This window comes from Mesorhizobium sp. USDA 4413, assembly GCF_056280365.1.
Genome location: NZ_JBVPRP010000001.1, coordinates 310,746 through 324,038 on the forward strand (window position 1 = coordinate 310,746; position 13,293 = coordinate 324,038).

A 13,293-nucleotide genomic window follows, 5' to 3' on the forward strand; every position below is an offset into this window, starting at 1 on the left:
CTAGGAAGCCTCGGGACGACGACGCCCGAAGATGGTTGCCTCGGGTGTGGATAATGAATTGCAAAGGTTAAAAGCCGTTTAACCGTACCGATTAACCACGAATCGATACAATTTTAGGGAGAACACCGTTGTCCGAACGGCCCACTCGGCACGAAAAAGCCCGCCTGGCGGCGGGCTTGCGGATTTAGAGGAGCCTGCGCGCGACCGGGTTCAGGCGGCGCTGCGGGTCTCCTGGAGGATGCCGACGATGTCGTTGACAACCGCTTCGACCAGTTGCGGATCGTCGCCCTCGGCCATGACGCGGATGAGCGGCTCGGTGCCGGAAGGCCGGATGACGAGACGCCCGGACGTGCCGAGCCGGTTGCGTCCTTCCTCGATCGCCGCCTTGACCGATGCTTCCTCCAGCGGCTTGCCGCCCGAGATGCGGACATTCTTCAAAAGCTGCGGCACCGGCTCGAACTTCTTCGACAGCTCGCTGACCGGGCGGTTCTGCCGCTTGATGCAGGCCAGCACCTGCAGGGCGGAGACCAGGCCATCGCCGGTCGTCGAGAAATCGGAAAGCACGATGTGGCCGGACTGCTCGCCGCCGACGTTCAGGCCATGCGCACGCATATGTTCGACCACATAGCGGTCGCCGACCTTGGTGCGATGGAGCTGCAGCTTCATGCCGCCGAGGAAACGTTCCAGGCCAAGATTGGACATCACGGTGGAAACGACGCCGCCGCCGGCCAGGCGGCCGCTCTGGTGCCAGGATTCGGCGATCAGCGCCATGATCTGGTCGCCGTCGACGATCGCTCCGTTCTCGTCGACGATGACGACGCGGTCGGCGTCGCCGTCGAGCGCGATGCCGATGTCGGCGCGCACCTCGTGCACCTTCTTCTGCAGGCCGGCCGGATGGGTCGAGCCGCACTCCTTGTTGATGTTGAAGCCGTTCGGCTCGACATTGATCGCCACCACCTCGGCGCCGAGTTCCCACAGCGCCTCGGGCGCCACCTTGTAGGACGCGCCGTTCGCGCAGTCGACGACGATCCTCAGGCCCGAAAGCGACATTGAACGCGGCAGCGTGCGCTTGGCGAATTCGATATAGCGGTCATGCACGCCGTCGACGCGTTTTGCCCGGCCGAGCCCGTCGGAATCGGCGAGCGCCAGCTCGATGTCCTTCTCGAGCATGCCTTCGATGCGCTCCTCGATCTCGTCGGAGAGCTTGTAGCCGTCGGGACCGAACAGCTTGATGCCGTTGTCGTAATAGGGATTGTGCGAGGCTGAGATCATCACCCCGATGTCGGCGCGCAGCGAGCGCACCAGCATGGCGACGGCGGGCGTCGGGATCGGGCCGAGCAGGAACACGTCCATGCCGGCGGCGCACAGGCCCGCGACCATAGCGTTCTCGATCATGTAGCCGGAAAGCCGCGTGTCCTTGCCAAGCACGACCCGGTGACGATGATTGCCGCGCTGGAACGAGAGCCCGGCGGCCATGCCGACGCGCATGGCGACCTCGGCCGTCATCGGAAATTTGTTGGCGCGTCCGCGGATACCGTCCGTGCCGAAATACTGACCTGCCATGTGCCTACAGTCCCCGTCGGTTTTTCAGCCGCCCGTATTGCCACAATTGAGCTGCGTCCGATCATCAAATTTCGTGATTATATATTACCAATCCTTAGAAAAACATTGTCGCTGGCGGTGCAAGTGATTCGGCAGCCTATCACCACCTTCGGCCTGCCGGCTCTAGACCTGCGCGCGCAAGGCTTTTCGGCGCCCTATCCACCGGCAGGCCTGGCTCGCGGCGATCCGGTAAGCAATTCATCATCCCATCGGGAGCAACATACTTTGTGACGGGTCCCGCGCTCGAAGCATCTGGCGCAACCGGACATTGAGAGCTATTGATTTGGCATAGGGACACTTAATGGCGGCAGCAAGGGAGAAAACGCCATGCTTATTCATAGACTTGCAGCTTTGACGGGTCTCGCCGTCGCAACCTTGTTCATGGCGGCGCCGGCCAACGCGCTGACCATGGCCGAGTGCAGCACCAAGTATAACGCGGCCAAGGACGCGGGAACGCTCGGTGGCCAGACCTGGAACCAGTTCCGCAAGGCGCAGTGCGGCAGCGATGCTTCCGCCGCGACCGACACTAAAGCGGCCACCGACACCAAGGCGGCGACCGATACGAAGGCCGCCGACACCAAGAAGGCAAAGACGGCCGCCGCTGCCGACGATGCAGCCAAGGGCCTGAGCTCCAAGGAATGCAGCGCCAAATATCAGGCTGCAAAATCCGCCGGCACGCTCAACGGCATGAAGTGGAACGACTTCCGCAAGGCCGAGTGCGGTCCTGGCGCAACCGCCGCGGCTGCCGCCGCCCCGGCCACCACGACCCAGACCTCGACCGCCGCTGCCGACGGCGGCAAGGGCCTGACCATGGCCGAGTGCAGCACCAAGTATCAGGCCGCGAAGACCGCCAACAAGCTAAACGGCATGAAGTGGAACGACTTCCGCAAGGCCGAGTGCGGCGCCAGCGCCGCCGATGACGAAACCGTGCCTGCTCCGACCGAGGCGACTTTCACGAAGGAACCGGCCAAGCCGACTGTGGCCGCTCCGAAGGGCGTCACCTTCCCGACCGCCATCTCGCCTAAATTCGCCAACGAGACGCCGGCCAAGGGTCGCATGCACACCTGCCTCGAGCAGTACTATGCCAACAAGGACGCCAACACGCTGAACGGCCTGAAGTGGATCCAGAAGGGTGGCGGCTTCTACAGCCTCTGCAATGCCAAGCTGAAGAGCTGATCGCCTAATTATTCGAAGAAAAAAGCCCGCGCATCGCAAGATGTGCGGGCTTTTTGTTGCAGGCGAAGAGCCCGCGGCCTGGCTAGGATCTGCATATCGGGGGAACTGTCGGCGTCATCGATTCGCCCACACCGCCATCGCCAGCCTTATCGGTAGTCCGCAAAGATTCCATTTGAACATACAGGGAACAAACAGTATACAAAAAGCCGTTGAACTTACCATCAATCAGGAGGGTCTTATGTTCAGTTTGAAATTGGCGGCATTGGCTGCGACAGTATTGGTCGCTTGGAACGCCGCGCCTGCGAGCGCACTGACGATGAAGGAATGCGGCGAGACCTATCGGGCAGCCAAGGAAGGCGGCACTCTGGACGGCATGGACTGGGCCGCTTTCCGCAAGGAGAAATGCGCGACGTCCGCCGCAGAGAGTGACAGCGCGGATACTGTCAAAACCGCGGAGCAGCAGAAAAAGGAAACCAGCGCGGCGGTCGTTCCCACTGTAGCGCCGGCGGGCGTGACATTCCCGACTACCCTCGCCGCAGAGTTCAAGACCGAAACGCCCGCGAAGGCCCGGATGAAGACCTGCCTGCAGGGTTACCACGAAAACAAGGAGGCGGGTACGTTGAACGGCCTTCGCTGGATCCAGAAGGGCGGCGGTTACTACAGCCTCTGCAATGCCAAGCTGAAGAGCTGACCTTTTAATCACATCTTCCCGAAAAGGCCCCGCGCATCGCAAGGTGCGCGGGTTTTTGTTTGGGGGTGGCTTCAGGGGACATCCGCGCTGCAAGGAAGCGCGGTCGGCGAAGCTGCCAATCTCCGCCCTCGTGGGGGACATCGGCCCTCACGCCGACTTTCGCCGATCGACACGTTGGTAAGGCGGCAGCCGGCCTGGATACTCCAAACGAAAACGCCGCGGTTTGATCCGCGACGTTTGTTTGCAGCGATTGCCAACCCTCAGCTTTGCGGCTGCGGCTCCATGCCGCCTTCTGGCTCGGGGCCTTTCTTGCGGCGGCCGCCCGTGCCGGCCTTCGGCACGGCCGAGCCGCGGCTGGGCGGGGTGTCGTCGCCGAGATCGCGGGCGGGCTTATGTCCGGCGATCAGCTGCTTGATCTCGTCGCCAGACAGCGTCTCGTATTCGAGCAGCCCTTCGGCCAACGCGATCCAGTCCTTCTTCTTCTTGGTCAGCACCGACTTCGCGGTCGAATAGGCGTCGTCGATAAGCCGCCGCACCTCGGCGTCGATGATCTGCGCCGTCTCTTCCGAAATGTTCTGCTGGCGCGCCACCGAATGGCCGAGGAAGACTTCTTCCTGGTTGTCGCCATAGGCGACATGGCCGAGCTTGTCGGAGAAACCCCAGCGCGTAACCATCGCGCGCGCAAGCTTCGTCGCCTGCTCGATGTCGGAGGAGGCGCCCGAGGTGATGTTTTCCTTGCCGAACTTGAACTCCTCGGCGACGCGGCCACCCATCATGATCGCGAGCCTCGAGATCATGTATTTGTAGCTCATCGAATAGCGGTCGCCTTCGGGCAGCTGCATGACCATGCCGAGCGCGCGGCCGCGCGGGATGATGGTCGCCTTGTGCAGCGGATCGGCTGTCGGCACGTTGAGCGCCAGGATGGCGTGGCCGGCCTCGTGATAGGCGGTCAGCTCCTTCTCGGCCTGCGTCATCGCCGACGAGCGGCGCTCCGCGCCCATCATGATCTTGTCCTTGGCGTCCTCGAACTCGGCCATGGTGACGAGCCGCTTGTTGCGACGCGCCGCCATCAGCGCGGATTCGTTGACGAGGTTCATCAGGTCGGCGCCGGAGAAGCCGGGCGTGCCGCGCGCGATGACCTTGAGGTCGACATTGGGCGCCAGCGGCACGTTGCGCACATGCACCTTGAGGATCTTCTCGCGGCCGACGATGTCGGGGTTTGGCACCACGACCTGGCGGTCGAAACGGCCGGGTCTCAGCAGCGCCGGGTCGAGCACGTCGGGCCGGTTGGTGGCGGCGATCAGGATGATCGACTCGTTGGATTCGAAGCCGTCCATCTCGACCAGCAGCTGGTTCAGCGTCTGCTCGCGCTCGTCATTGCCGCCGCCGAGGCCGGCGCCGCGATGGCGGCCGACCGCGTCGATTTCGTCGATGAAGATGATGCAGGGCGCGTTCTTCTTCGCCTGGTCGAACATGTCGCGCACGCGGGATGCGCCGACGCCGACGAACATCTCGACGAAGTCCGAGCCGGAAATGGTGAAGAACGGCACGTTGGCCTCGCCGGCCACCGAGCGGGCGAGCAGCGTCTTGCCGGTGCCGGGCGGACCGACCAAGAGCACGCCGCGCGGGATCTTGCCGCCGAGGCGCTGGAACTTCTGCGGATCGCGCAGGAACTCGACGATCTCCTCCAGATCCTCCTTGGCCTCGTCGACGCCGGCGACATCCTGGAAGGTGACGCGGCCATGCGCTTCCGTGAGTAGCTTGGCCTTCGACTTGCCGAAACCCATGGCGCGGCCGGAACCGGATTGCATCTGGCGCATGAAGAATATCCACACGCCGAGGATCAGGATCATCGGCAGCCACGAGATCAGGTAGCCGAACAGCGAATTGGAACCGTCGGTTTCGGGCTTGGCAGTGATGGTGACGTTCTTGTCCTGCAGCCTCGAGACCAGCGACGGGTCGCCCGGCGAATAGGTCTGGAAGCCGTTGGCGTTGTCCGTGTAGTTGCCGTAGATGCGGGCGCCGGCGATGGTCACGCTCTTGACCCGTCCGGAGGCGACATCCTGCAGGAACTGCGAATAGGCGATATCCGTCGTGGCACCGCGCGTCTGGGGCGTCTGAAACAGATTGAACAGGGCGATGAGCAGGACGGCTATGATCGCCCAGAGCGCGAGGTTACGATAATTCGGATTCATCTATTGTCCCGTTGGGGTCCGCGCGCGGACCCGCGATGATGGAGGAGCTTGGGCCTAACATAGGGAGAGCGCCTCCCCTTGCCAAGCAGAACAGCATGTATCGGTTAAGCTTTCGCCCACCCTCGGCCGCCATCATGGCCGAGGAATGGCCACGCCGGCGGCGGCGGTGCGCCGACAAGCGCCGCCATGGCGATGGCGGGCGCGAGATCGAAGGACGGCAGGAAGCGCGCGAAAGGAGCCACCACCGGAAGCATCGAGATCGCCGGCGAGCTGGCATCATCGCCTGTAAAATCAAGGTGTTCGGCGCCGCGCCATAATGCGGGCTCCGCGGCCAGCGCCGCGCGCGAGAGGCTTTGCGGCACATCCTCGCTCAAGGATGCTTGCCTGGCGGCGGAGGACCCCAGCGGCGCGATCACCAAATCGCCCGGTCCGTCTTTCAAAGTGATGCGGCGGCGGTTGTCCCAAAGCTGGTTGTCCGGCGGCGCGGCGGCGGGCAGGTTGCGGTTTTCGCGGTGCAGGAAAATGCCGGTGCGGCGCACATCGACCACGGTCCGCGACAATGTAGCGCAAAGCGATCCCAGTTGCAGACGGGAAAACAGCGCGGCACAGCGCGCCTCGTCGGCGAGAAAGGACAGGCCGCCGACAGCAGCCAAAAGGATGCGCAACGCATAGACAGCCGCCTCGCTGTCCTCATGCCCGGCGAAATCGCGCTCGAGACGGATGAGACCCGGACCTGGTCGGTCGGCAAAGGCGCCGATGAGCATGGCGGCGCGGCGACCGATGTCCTGGCGTTCGCGAGCCGCCTGGCGCGACCGCGCCAACGCTTCCGCGATGCGCCGTTCGCCTTCGCCCTGCGCAAGCTTCGCCCGCACGCGCGGCCGCTCGAACCGGGCATCGACATTGGTCGGGTCCTCGATCCAGCCAATATCGCGATGGCGCAGCATGTCGCGCAGCGCCGCCCGCTTTGTGCCGAGCAGCGGCCGGACGATCCATGTCCGCCAGTCGTGCAGCGTGGCGGGCGCCATGCCGGCGAGGCCGCGGCCGTCATCGTCGCGCGCCTGCCGCATCAGCACCGTCTCGGCCTGGTCGTCGGCGGTGTGGCCGGTCAGGATCAGCTTGATATGTTCGGCATCGGCTGCCTGCGCAAGCAGCCTGTAGCGCGCTTCGCGCGCGGCGGCCGGCAGGCCGGTGGCAGGCTTGTCGCCGCGCCAGGCGAGAATGCGATGCGCGATGCCGCGCTCGGCGCAGAATTTGGCGACCTGCCGCGCCTCGACGCCCGAGTCCGGCCTCAAGCCGTGATCGACCGTCACCGCGAGCAGCCTGGCGCCCGATGCGGTCCGGTCGAGGTGATCCTTGAGGAGGAGAAGAAGGGCGGTCGAGTCGCTGCCGCCGGACACGGCTGCAACGGCGCCGCTCGAAAAGTCCAGGTCTGAGAAAAGGCGGTCTGAGAGGTAAGCTTCGGTATCGGGCGTCAGCACGACGCCAGCGCCTTTTCCTGCTTGATGCGCTCCTTGAGCGCGCCGGAAACGTCGGGATAGCGCTTGCCGATCTCGTTGAAGGTGGCGCAGGCGACGTCGTTCTGCTTCAGGCCGACCAGCGAAACGCCGAGCTTGAGCAGCATGTCGGGCGCCTTCTTGGCCTTCGGATAGTCCTTGCTGGCGGCGAGGAAGACTTCGGCCGCATCGCGGTATTTCTGCTGACCGAGCAGAGACTCGCCCAGCCAATAATGCGCGTCCGCCGCCTTGGCGTCCTTGGGGAAGCGCGAAATGTGGTCGCGAAAGCCCTGCTCGGCGGTCGGGTAATCGCCCGAGAGGATGAACTGGTAGGAATTGCGGTAGAGCTCGTCGGGATTGTTGGTCGACGGCAGGGCCGCGACTTCGGTGCCGCCAGCCTTGTTCTTCCTTGCCGGCGTCTCGGCGGAAGGTGCGTTTGCCATCGGAGCCTGCGCTGGCGCGCTGGCCTGCGGGTTGGACTCGGCATTGACCACATTGCCGTTCTTGTCGACGGTGATGGTGCCGAAATTCTTGGGCGGCGCGCCGGTGATCAGCTTGCCGGGGTCGCCGGTCTGCGATTCCACGATGACGTCGCCGACTGTCTTGCCGCCGCTATTTTGCCCGCCTGCGTCGGCCGGCGCCTGCGTCGCCGGGGCCTGGGCGACGCTGTTGTCGGTTGCAGCGTCCCCGGCGCCGGGGTCTCCGGTGCCGGCGTCGCCGATATTGGTGTTGCCACCGTTGCTGTTTCCGTCCTGGGGCGCGGCCTCCGATTTCTTCTGTCCGGCCGGCTTGGCGCCGCCTTGCGCGCCGCCCTCGAGCTGCTGAAAGCGGAATTCGTTGTCTTCCTGCTGCTTGCGGATCTGTTCCTGCATCTGCAGGATCTGGAAATTGAGCTCTTCGACCTTGCCGTTCAACTGGCGCAGCTGGTCTTCCAGGCCGGTCATGCCACCGCTGTTATCTTGCGCGATCTGCGCCTGCTCCGGCTTCTTCTTGTCGCCGAAGATGCCGAGTGTCGGCAGATGGAAGGTGAAGCCGCTGTCGGAAGCCCGCCCGGCGCTGTCCGACGCGGCAAGGCTTGGAAGGCTTGATACGAGCAGCAGCGCAAGCGTGCCGCTCAGGACCGTTCTGAAATGCATTCTGTCTCTCGCGGTGGGTGTGTTGGCCTGATGCGCCTTTCCAAATCAAACAGGGGGAGCAAGCGCCCTCGCGCTCATAGCAGGACGCGAGACTTCGGCCAAATTTTGTTTCCGGATGTTGCAAATGAAAAAGGCGGCCCTGAGGCCGCCTTTGATTTTTGCGATGTTGTATTTTTGTCGCCTGGCGTCGTGCCAAGGCGGCGGCCGCGGGACCCGGCCCTTAGGAGCCGGCGCCGGACAGCGTGGTGACGGCGCGACGGTTCTGCGACCAGCAGGAGATGTCGTCGCAGACCGCGACCGGACGTTCCTTGCCGTAAGAGATGGTCTTCAGGCGGCTGGCAGAGACGCCCTTGGAGATCAGGAAGTCGCGCGTGGCGGCGGCGCGGCGTGCGCCCAGCGCCAGATTGTACTCGCGCGTGCCGCGCTCGTCGGCGTGGCCTTCGATGACGATCGCGTACTGACGATACTGGTTGAGCCACTGCGCCTGACGCGACAGCGTGGTCTGGGCATCGGCGCGGATCGACGAGGAATCGGTGTCGAAGAAGATGCGGTCGCCGATATTGACGGTGAAGTCCTGCGCCGAACCGGGGGTGGCTGCGCCTGCACCGTTGAGGCCGAGCTCGGCCGCGCTGTTCGGGGTCTTCTTCGAGGCGCAACCGGTGATGGCGAGAATCGCCACCAGCGCGATCATCGCCGGATTTCTGGTAAGTGCTGCGATACGGCCCATGCCGCCTCTCTCCTTCGCATATGAGTGATTTCGTTGATCACCCAGTAACCACGTTTGGGTTAACCACCGTTCAAGAAACAGGGTTAATTTTTGGTTTCGAGCCGCCGTCCGCGGCCGTTTTGCCCACGCATTTACCAAGGGCGGGATTGCGTGCGGACCGTAGGCAGAAATGCGGCCAAAACGCGACCAAGGTGGGGAAAGCGGGATTTTGGGCCCCGCCTTCATCAGTTCTTCAATTCCCCTTTTTCGATCCCCTACTCGAGAAGCGGCGACCAAGCCGGGTCGGAAGCGTAATTTGCCGTCGGGATCTGCTGCTCGTTGCGGCCGGTGAGATCGACCGAGACCAGCTTCGGGCCGCCGGCGGAGTCGCGGAAGAACATCAAGACGCGACCGTTCGGCGCCCAGGTCGGGCCTTCCTGCTGGAAGCCGGAGGACAGGATGCGCTCGCCCGAGCCGTCGGTCTTCATGACGCCGATCTGGAATTCGCCGCCGCTCTGCTTGGTGAAGGCGATGAGGTCGCCGCGCGGCGACCAAACCGGCGTCGAATAGACGCCGTCGCCGAAGGAGATGCGGTGCGGGCTGGAGCCGTCCGCGCCCATGACATAGATCTGCGAGCGGCCGCTGCCACCGCCACGGTCGGAGGTGAAGACGATCTGCGAGCCGTCCGGCGAATAGGAGGGCGAGGTGTCGATCGCGGTCGAGTCGGTCAGCCGCGTCGTCGAGCGGCTCCTCAGGTCCATGGCGAAGATGTTGGAATTGCCGTCGTCGCGCAGCAGGCTCATAATCACCTTCTGGCCGTCGGGCGAAAAGCGCGGCGCGAACGTCATGCCCGGGAAATTGCCGACCAGCTCGCGCTGGCCGGTCTCGATCTGCAGCAGGTAGACCTTCGGCTGTCCGCTTTCATAGGACATGTAGGTGATTTCCTGCCGGTTCGGCGAGAAGCGCGGCGTCAGCACGATCGAGCGGCCGTCCGACAGGTAGCGCACATTGGCGCCGTCCTGGTCCATGATGGCGAGGCGCTTCTTGCGCGCGTTCTTGGCGCCGGATTCGTCGACGAAGACGACGCGCGTATCGAAATAGCCTTTTTCGCCGGTGATCTTCTCATAGATCGCATCGGCGATGATGTGCGCGACACGGCGCTGATTGGCGTCGTTGGCGAAAAACTGCTCGCCGGCCAGCTGCTGGTTGCCGAAAATATCCCACAGGCGGTACTGGGCGCGGATGCGGCCGTCCGCCTCCTTGCTCACGCTGCCGGTGACCAGCGCCTGCGCGTTGATCACCTTCCAGTCGTCAAAACGGGGCGTGGCATCCGGATTGGTGATCTTTTCGACAAAGGCGGCCTTGTCGATCGGCGCGAACAGTCCCGACCGTTTCAGATCGGCTGTGACGATCTCCGATATCTGCGGCCCAAGTCCCCCCTGGAAGTCAGGGATGGCGATCGGCATCGGCTCGACATTGCCTTTGTTGACGTTCAGCTCGAGAGTTGCCTGGGCAGGCAAGATCGCGACGGAACTTATGCCCATCGCCATCGCGGCGACCATCAGGAGCGGCTTGAGGATGGATTTCATGTCTTCTCGCTTCTCTTGCTGATTTTTGGACGCTCAGGCTACAGGCCAAGCATCGCTCTCGGATCGAAGTTGACGCGAATGTCAGACCAGATGTCTTGCTTTCCGGCGGGAACCTGCAGCCCGGCGACATCGCATTTCTGCACGGCGCGAACCGCGCTGGCGTCGAACTGGGGGTTGCCGCTGGACTTCTCGACGATCGGGCGGCCCTCCAGCTTGCCGGAGGCATTCAGGTTGAAGCGGACGACCACGGTGAAGTTCTCGGAGCCTTCGAGGCCGACGGGTAGGGTCCAGCACCCACCGAGCTGGTCCTCCAGCGCCCCTTGCTCCGACCTGGAGAGCTTCTGGCCCTGATCCTTTTCGCCGCCGAGCGAAGCCTGCTGGGTCGAGCGCTTGGCGCCGCCGCCGGAGGGCTTCTGCTTGTCGAGCAGAGCCGTTATCTCGTCGGCGTTGAACTGCTTCTCGTCCGATTTCTTCTTGGAAGAGGCTTCCTTCACCGGCTTTTCCGCATCCTTACGATCCGGCGCCTTGGCGCTCTCGGCCTGCGCCGGCTGCGGCTTCGGCCGCGCTTCCGGCGCCGGCGCGGAATCCGGAAGCTTTGCTTCCTCCGTCGGCTGATCCTGCGAGATCGCCTCGGCCACCGCGTCGGGCTTGATTTCTTCTTTCTGGATGGCCGCGGTCTTGTCCGGCTGCGGCGCGGGCTTCGGTTCCTTGGCCGGCGTCGGCTTCGGCTCCGTCTGCTTGACCGGCTCGGGCTTGACCTCTTCCTTCGGCGTCGGTGCCGGCGCGACTTCCGTCGCAGGCGTCGGCTTCGGCTTCTCATGCGGCTTCGGCACGTCCTCGACCGCGGGCTTCTCGGTCGGCGTCGGCGCCGGCGGCGGCGCCGCCGTCTTCTCGACCGGCTTCGGCTTGGCTTCGTCCGTCACCGGCTTGTCGGTATCGACGGTGTTCTCGCCGACTTTCTGAGCGTTGGGAACGACATCCGGGCGCTTCGTCGGAACAGGCGCCGGCTTGTCATGCATGACCGCCTTCTTGTCGCCCTGCAGCGTCTGCGCGATGGCTTCCATCGGCACGATGTCGACTGCCACCGACTCCACGTCGGAGGCCGGCATGGCCGGCGGCGACGACAGCGTGAACAGCCCGAAGGCCAGCGCCACCGCATGCAAGATCACCGAAGAGGTGAGACCGGTCCGCATCTGGCGCGCCTACTGATCCTGTTCCTGCAGCGAGACCAGGCCGATATTCTTGTAGCCCGCCGCCGAAATGCGGGCCATGACCTTCATAGCGGTGCCGTAATCCGTCGACTTGTCGCCGCGGATGAAGATGCGCTCGTCATAGCCGGTCTTGGAAATCGCCTGCAGTTTCGCCACCAGCTCCTCGATCGGGATCTCGGTTTCCTGCAGATAGATCTGGCCGGCGGCGTTGATCGACACGGTGATCGGCTGCGTGTCGACATTCATCGCCTTGGCCTGCGTGTCCGGCAGGTCGATCGGAACCCCGACGGTGAGCAGAGGCGCCGCGACCATGAAGATGATCAAAAGCACCAGCATCACGTCGACCATCGGCGTGACGTTGATTTCGGACATCAAGGCATGGTGACGGCCGCGGCGCCTATGGCCACGCCCGCCTCGCCCCGTGCCACCTGCGCCAGCAGCAGACATCCCCATTGATCGTTCCTCAGGCCTTCTGGGCTACTTTTTCATCGATTTGGCGCGAGAGTATGGCGGAGAACTCGTCCGAGAACCCTTCCATGCGCACCGCGAGCTTGTTCGCATCCGATGACAGCTTGTTATAGGCGATGACCGCCGGAATGGCCGCGAGAAGGCCGATCGCGGTCGCGAGCAGCGCTTCCGCGATACCGGGCGCCACCACCGAGAGACTGGTGTTTTTCGAGGCGGCGATCGCCTGGAACGACGTCATGATGCCGATGACGGTGCCGAACAGGCCGATGAAGGGCGCGGCCGAGCCGGTGGTGGCAAGAAATCCGAGCCGTCCCTCCAGCCGTTCCATCTCGCGCGTCAATGCCAGGTCCATGGCCTTGTCGATGCGCGTCTGCAGCGCCAGCGGCGATTTCGCGCCCTTTTCAAAGCTCTTCTTCCATTCGCGCATGGCGGCGACGAAGATCGCGCCCATGCCGGTCGTCTTGCGGTCGGCCAGCGTGCGGTAGAGTTCCTCAAGCGATTGCCCGGACCAGAAGACCTGTTCGAAGCGGTTCAGTGCCAACTTCATCCGGCTATAGGCGACGAGCTTGTCGATGATGATCGCCCAGGTCCAGATGGAGGCGCAAAGCAGGCCGATCATCACCAGCTTGACCACCCAGCCGGCCTGCATGAACAAGGCCCAGATCGACAGATGCGCTGCCGGATCGGCGAGTGCGATGTTTTCCATGACTTAAGTCCTTAAGATTTTCCGGGCATCGCTGGCGGCTGGCCCATGGCATCCCTTTGGTCCGATCGCGCGAAGCTTGAAGCTTGCGGGATAAGCCCCGAATGCACCGTTTCGCGGCCTTTTCGAGGCAAATATTGGTGAAAGGAAGGCGCAGGAATTGCGCCAATCTTCACCAAATCCTTCATGAACCGTTATGGTTAAGGATGGGTTAGGACGTAAGGCGCGGCGCATTGCCGCGCATCGTGCCGAGGCGCTGGCGTCGAGGGGCGTTGAGATTCAGGTCAGGCCGAGTCGAAAATGGTGGTTTCCGAGAACCGGAG

At 63.7% G+C, this 13,293-nt stretch carries 11 protein-coding genes; 2 read left to right on the forward strand and 9 right to left on the reverse strand.

The genetic code is table 11. From position 1 onward, the window contains the following. Positions 1-210: 210 nt before the first annotated feature. Positions 211-1,563, reverse strand: a complete 1,353-nt coding sequence (gene glmM / locus ACVMIM_RS01560) for a phosphoglucosamine mutase (RefSeq protein WP_278051593.1) — start codon at positions 1,561-1,563, stop codon at positions 211-213. A gap of 366 nt (positions 1,564-1,929) precedes the next feature. Here glmM and ACVMIM_RS01565 point away from each other — a divergent pair, with 366 nt between their 5' ends. Together ACVMIM_RS01565 and ACVMIM_RS01570 are read left to right on the forward strand one after the other, a co-directional pair. Beyond that, entirely contained in the window at positions 1,930-2,778 is an 849-nt protein-coding gene (locus ACVMIM_RS01565; RefSeq protein ID WP_476109983.1) for a hypothetical protein, read from the forward strand. Positions 2,779-3,016: 238 nt separating this feature from the next. Beyond that, entirely contained in the window at positions 3,017-3,469 is a 453-nt protein-coding gene (locus tag ACVMIM_RS01570) for a hypothetical protein (RefSeq protein WP_041004716.1), read from the forward strand. A gap of 260 nt (positions 3,470-3,729) precedes the next feature. On the opposite strand, the gene ftsH is transcribed toward ACVMIM_RS01570, so the two are convergent. The 8 genes from ftsH to tolQ all read right to left on the reverse strand — a co-directional run bounded on the left by ftsH (position 3,730) and on the right by tolQ (position 12,973). Beyond that, positions 3,730-5,664 (reverse strand): ATP-dependent zinc metalloprotease FtsH, encoded by a 1,935-nt coding sequence (gene ftsH, locus ACVMIM_RS01575; protein WP_041004713.1) that lies wholly within the window; start codon positions 5,662-5,664, stop codon positions 3,730-3,732. A 104-nt stretch (positions 5,665-5,768) separates the two neighbouring features. Continuing rightward, the gene (gene tilS, locus ACVMIM_RS01580) at positions 5,769-7,142 is read right to left on the reverse strand and encodes a tRNA lysidine(34) synthetase TilS (protein WP_476109984.1); all 1,374 of its coding nucleotides are present in this window, start codon (positions 7,140-7,142) and stop codon (positions 5,769-5,771) included. After that, positions 7,136-8,293 (reverse strand): tol-pal system protein YbgF, encoded by a 1,158-nt coding sequence (gene ybgF / locus ACVMIM_RS01585; protein WP_476109985.1) that lies wholly within the window; start codon positions 8,291-8,293, stop codon positions 7,136-7,138. Before ybgF ends, tilS begins: the two co-directional genes overlap by 7 nt. A gap of 220 nt (positions 8,294-8,513) precedes the next feature. Beyond that, on the reverse strand, positions 8,514-9,020 hold the full coding sequence (gene pal / locus ACVMIM_RS01590; RefSeq protein ID WP_476109987.1) for a peptidoglycan-associated lipoprotein Pal: 507 nt from the start codon (positions 9,018-9,020) through the stop codon (positions 8,514-8,516). A gap of 254 nt (positions 9,021-9,274) precedes the next feature. Continuing rightward, positions 9,275-10,588 carry a Tol-Pal system beta propeller repeat protein TolB gene (tolB, locus tag ACVMIM_RS01595; RefSeq protein WP_476109989.1) on the reverse strand — a complete coding sequence of 438 codons (1,314 nt, stop codon included), beginning with the start codon at positions 10,586-10,588 and terminating at the stop codon, positions 9,275-9,277. Positions 10,589-10,626: 38 nt separating this feature from the next. Beyond that, positions 10,627-11,781 (reverse strand): energy transducer TonB family protein, encoded by a 1,155-nt coding sequence (locus tag ACVMIM_RS01600; protein WP_476109991.1) that lies wholly within the window; start codon positions 11,779-11,781, stop codon positions 10,627-10,629. Positions 11,782-11,790: 9 nt separating this feature from the next. Then, on the reverse strand, positions 11,791-12,252 hold the full coding sequence (tolR, locus tag ACVMIM_RS01605; RefSeq protein ID WP_140752704.1) for a protein TolR: 462 nt from the start codon (positions 12,250-12,252) through the stop codon (positions 11,791-11,793). Positions 12,253-12,262: 10 nt separating this feature from the next. Next, positions 12,263-12,973 carry a protein TolQ gene (gene tolQ, locus ACVMIM_RS01610; protein WP_278051604.1) on the reverse strand — a complete coding sequence of 237 codons (711 nt, stop codon included), beginning with the start codon at positions 12,971-12,973 and terminating at the stop codon, positions 12,263-12,265. Between the last annotated feature and the right edge of the window lie 320 nt (positions 12,974-13,293).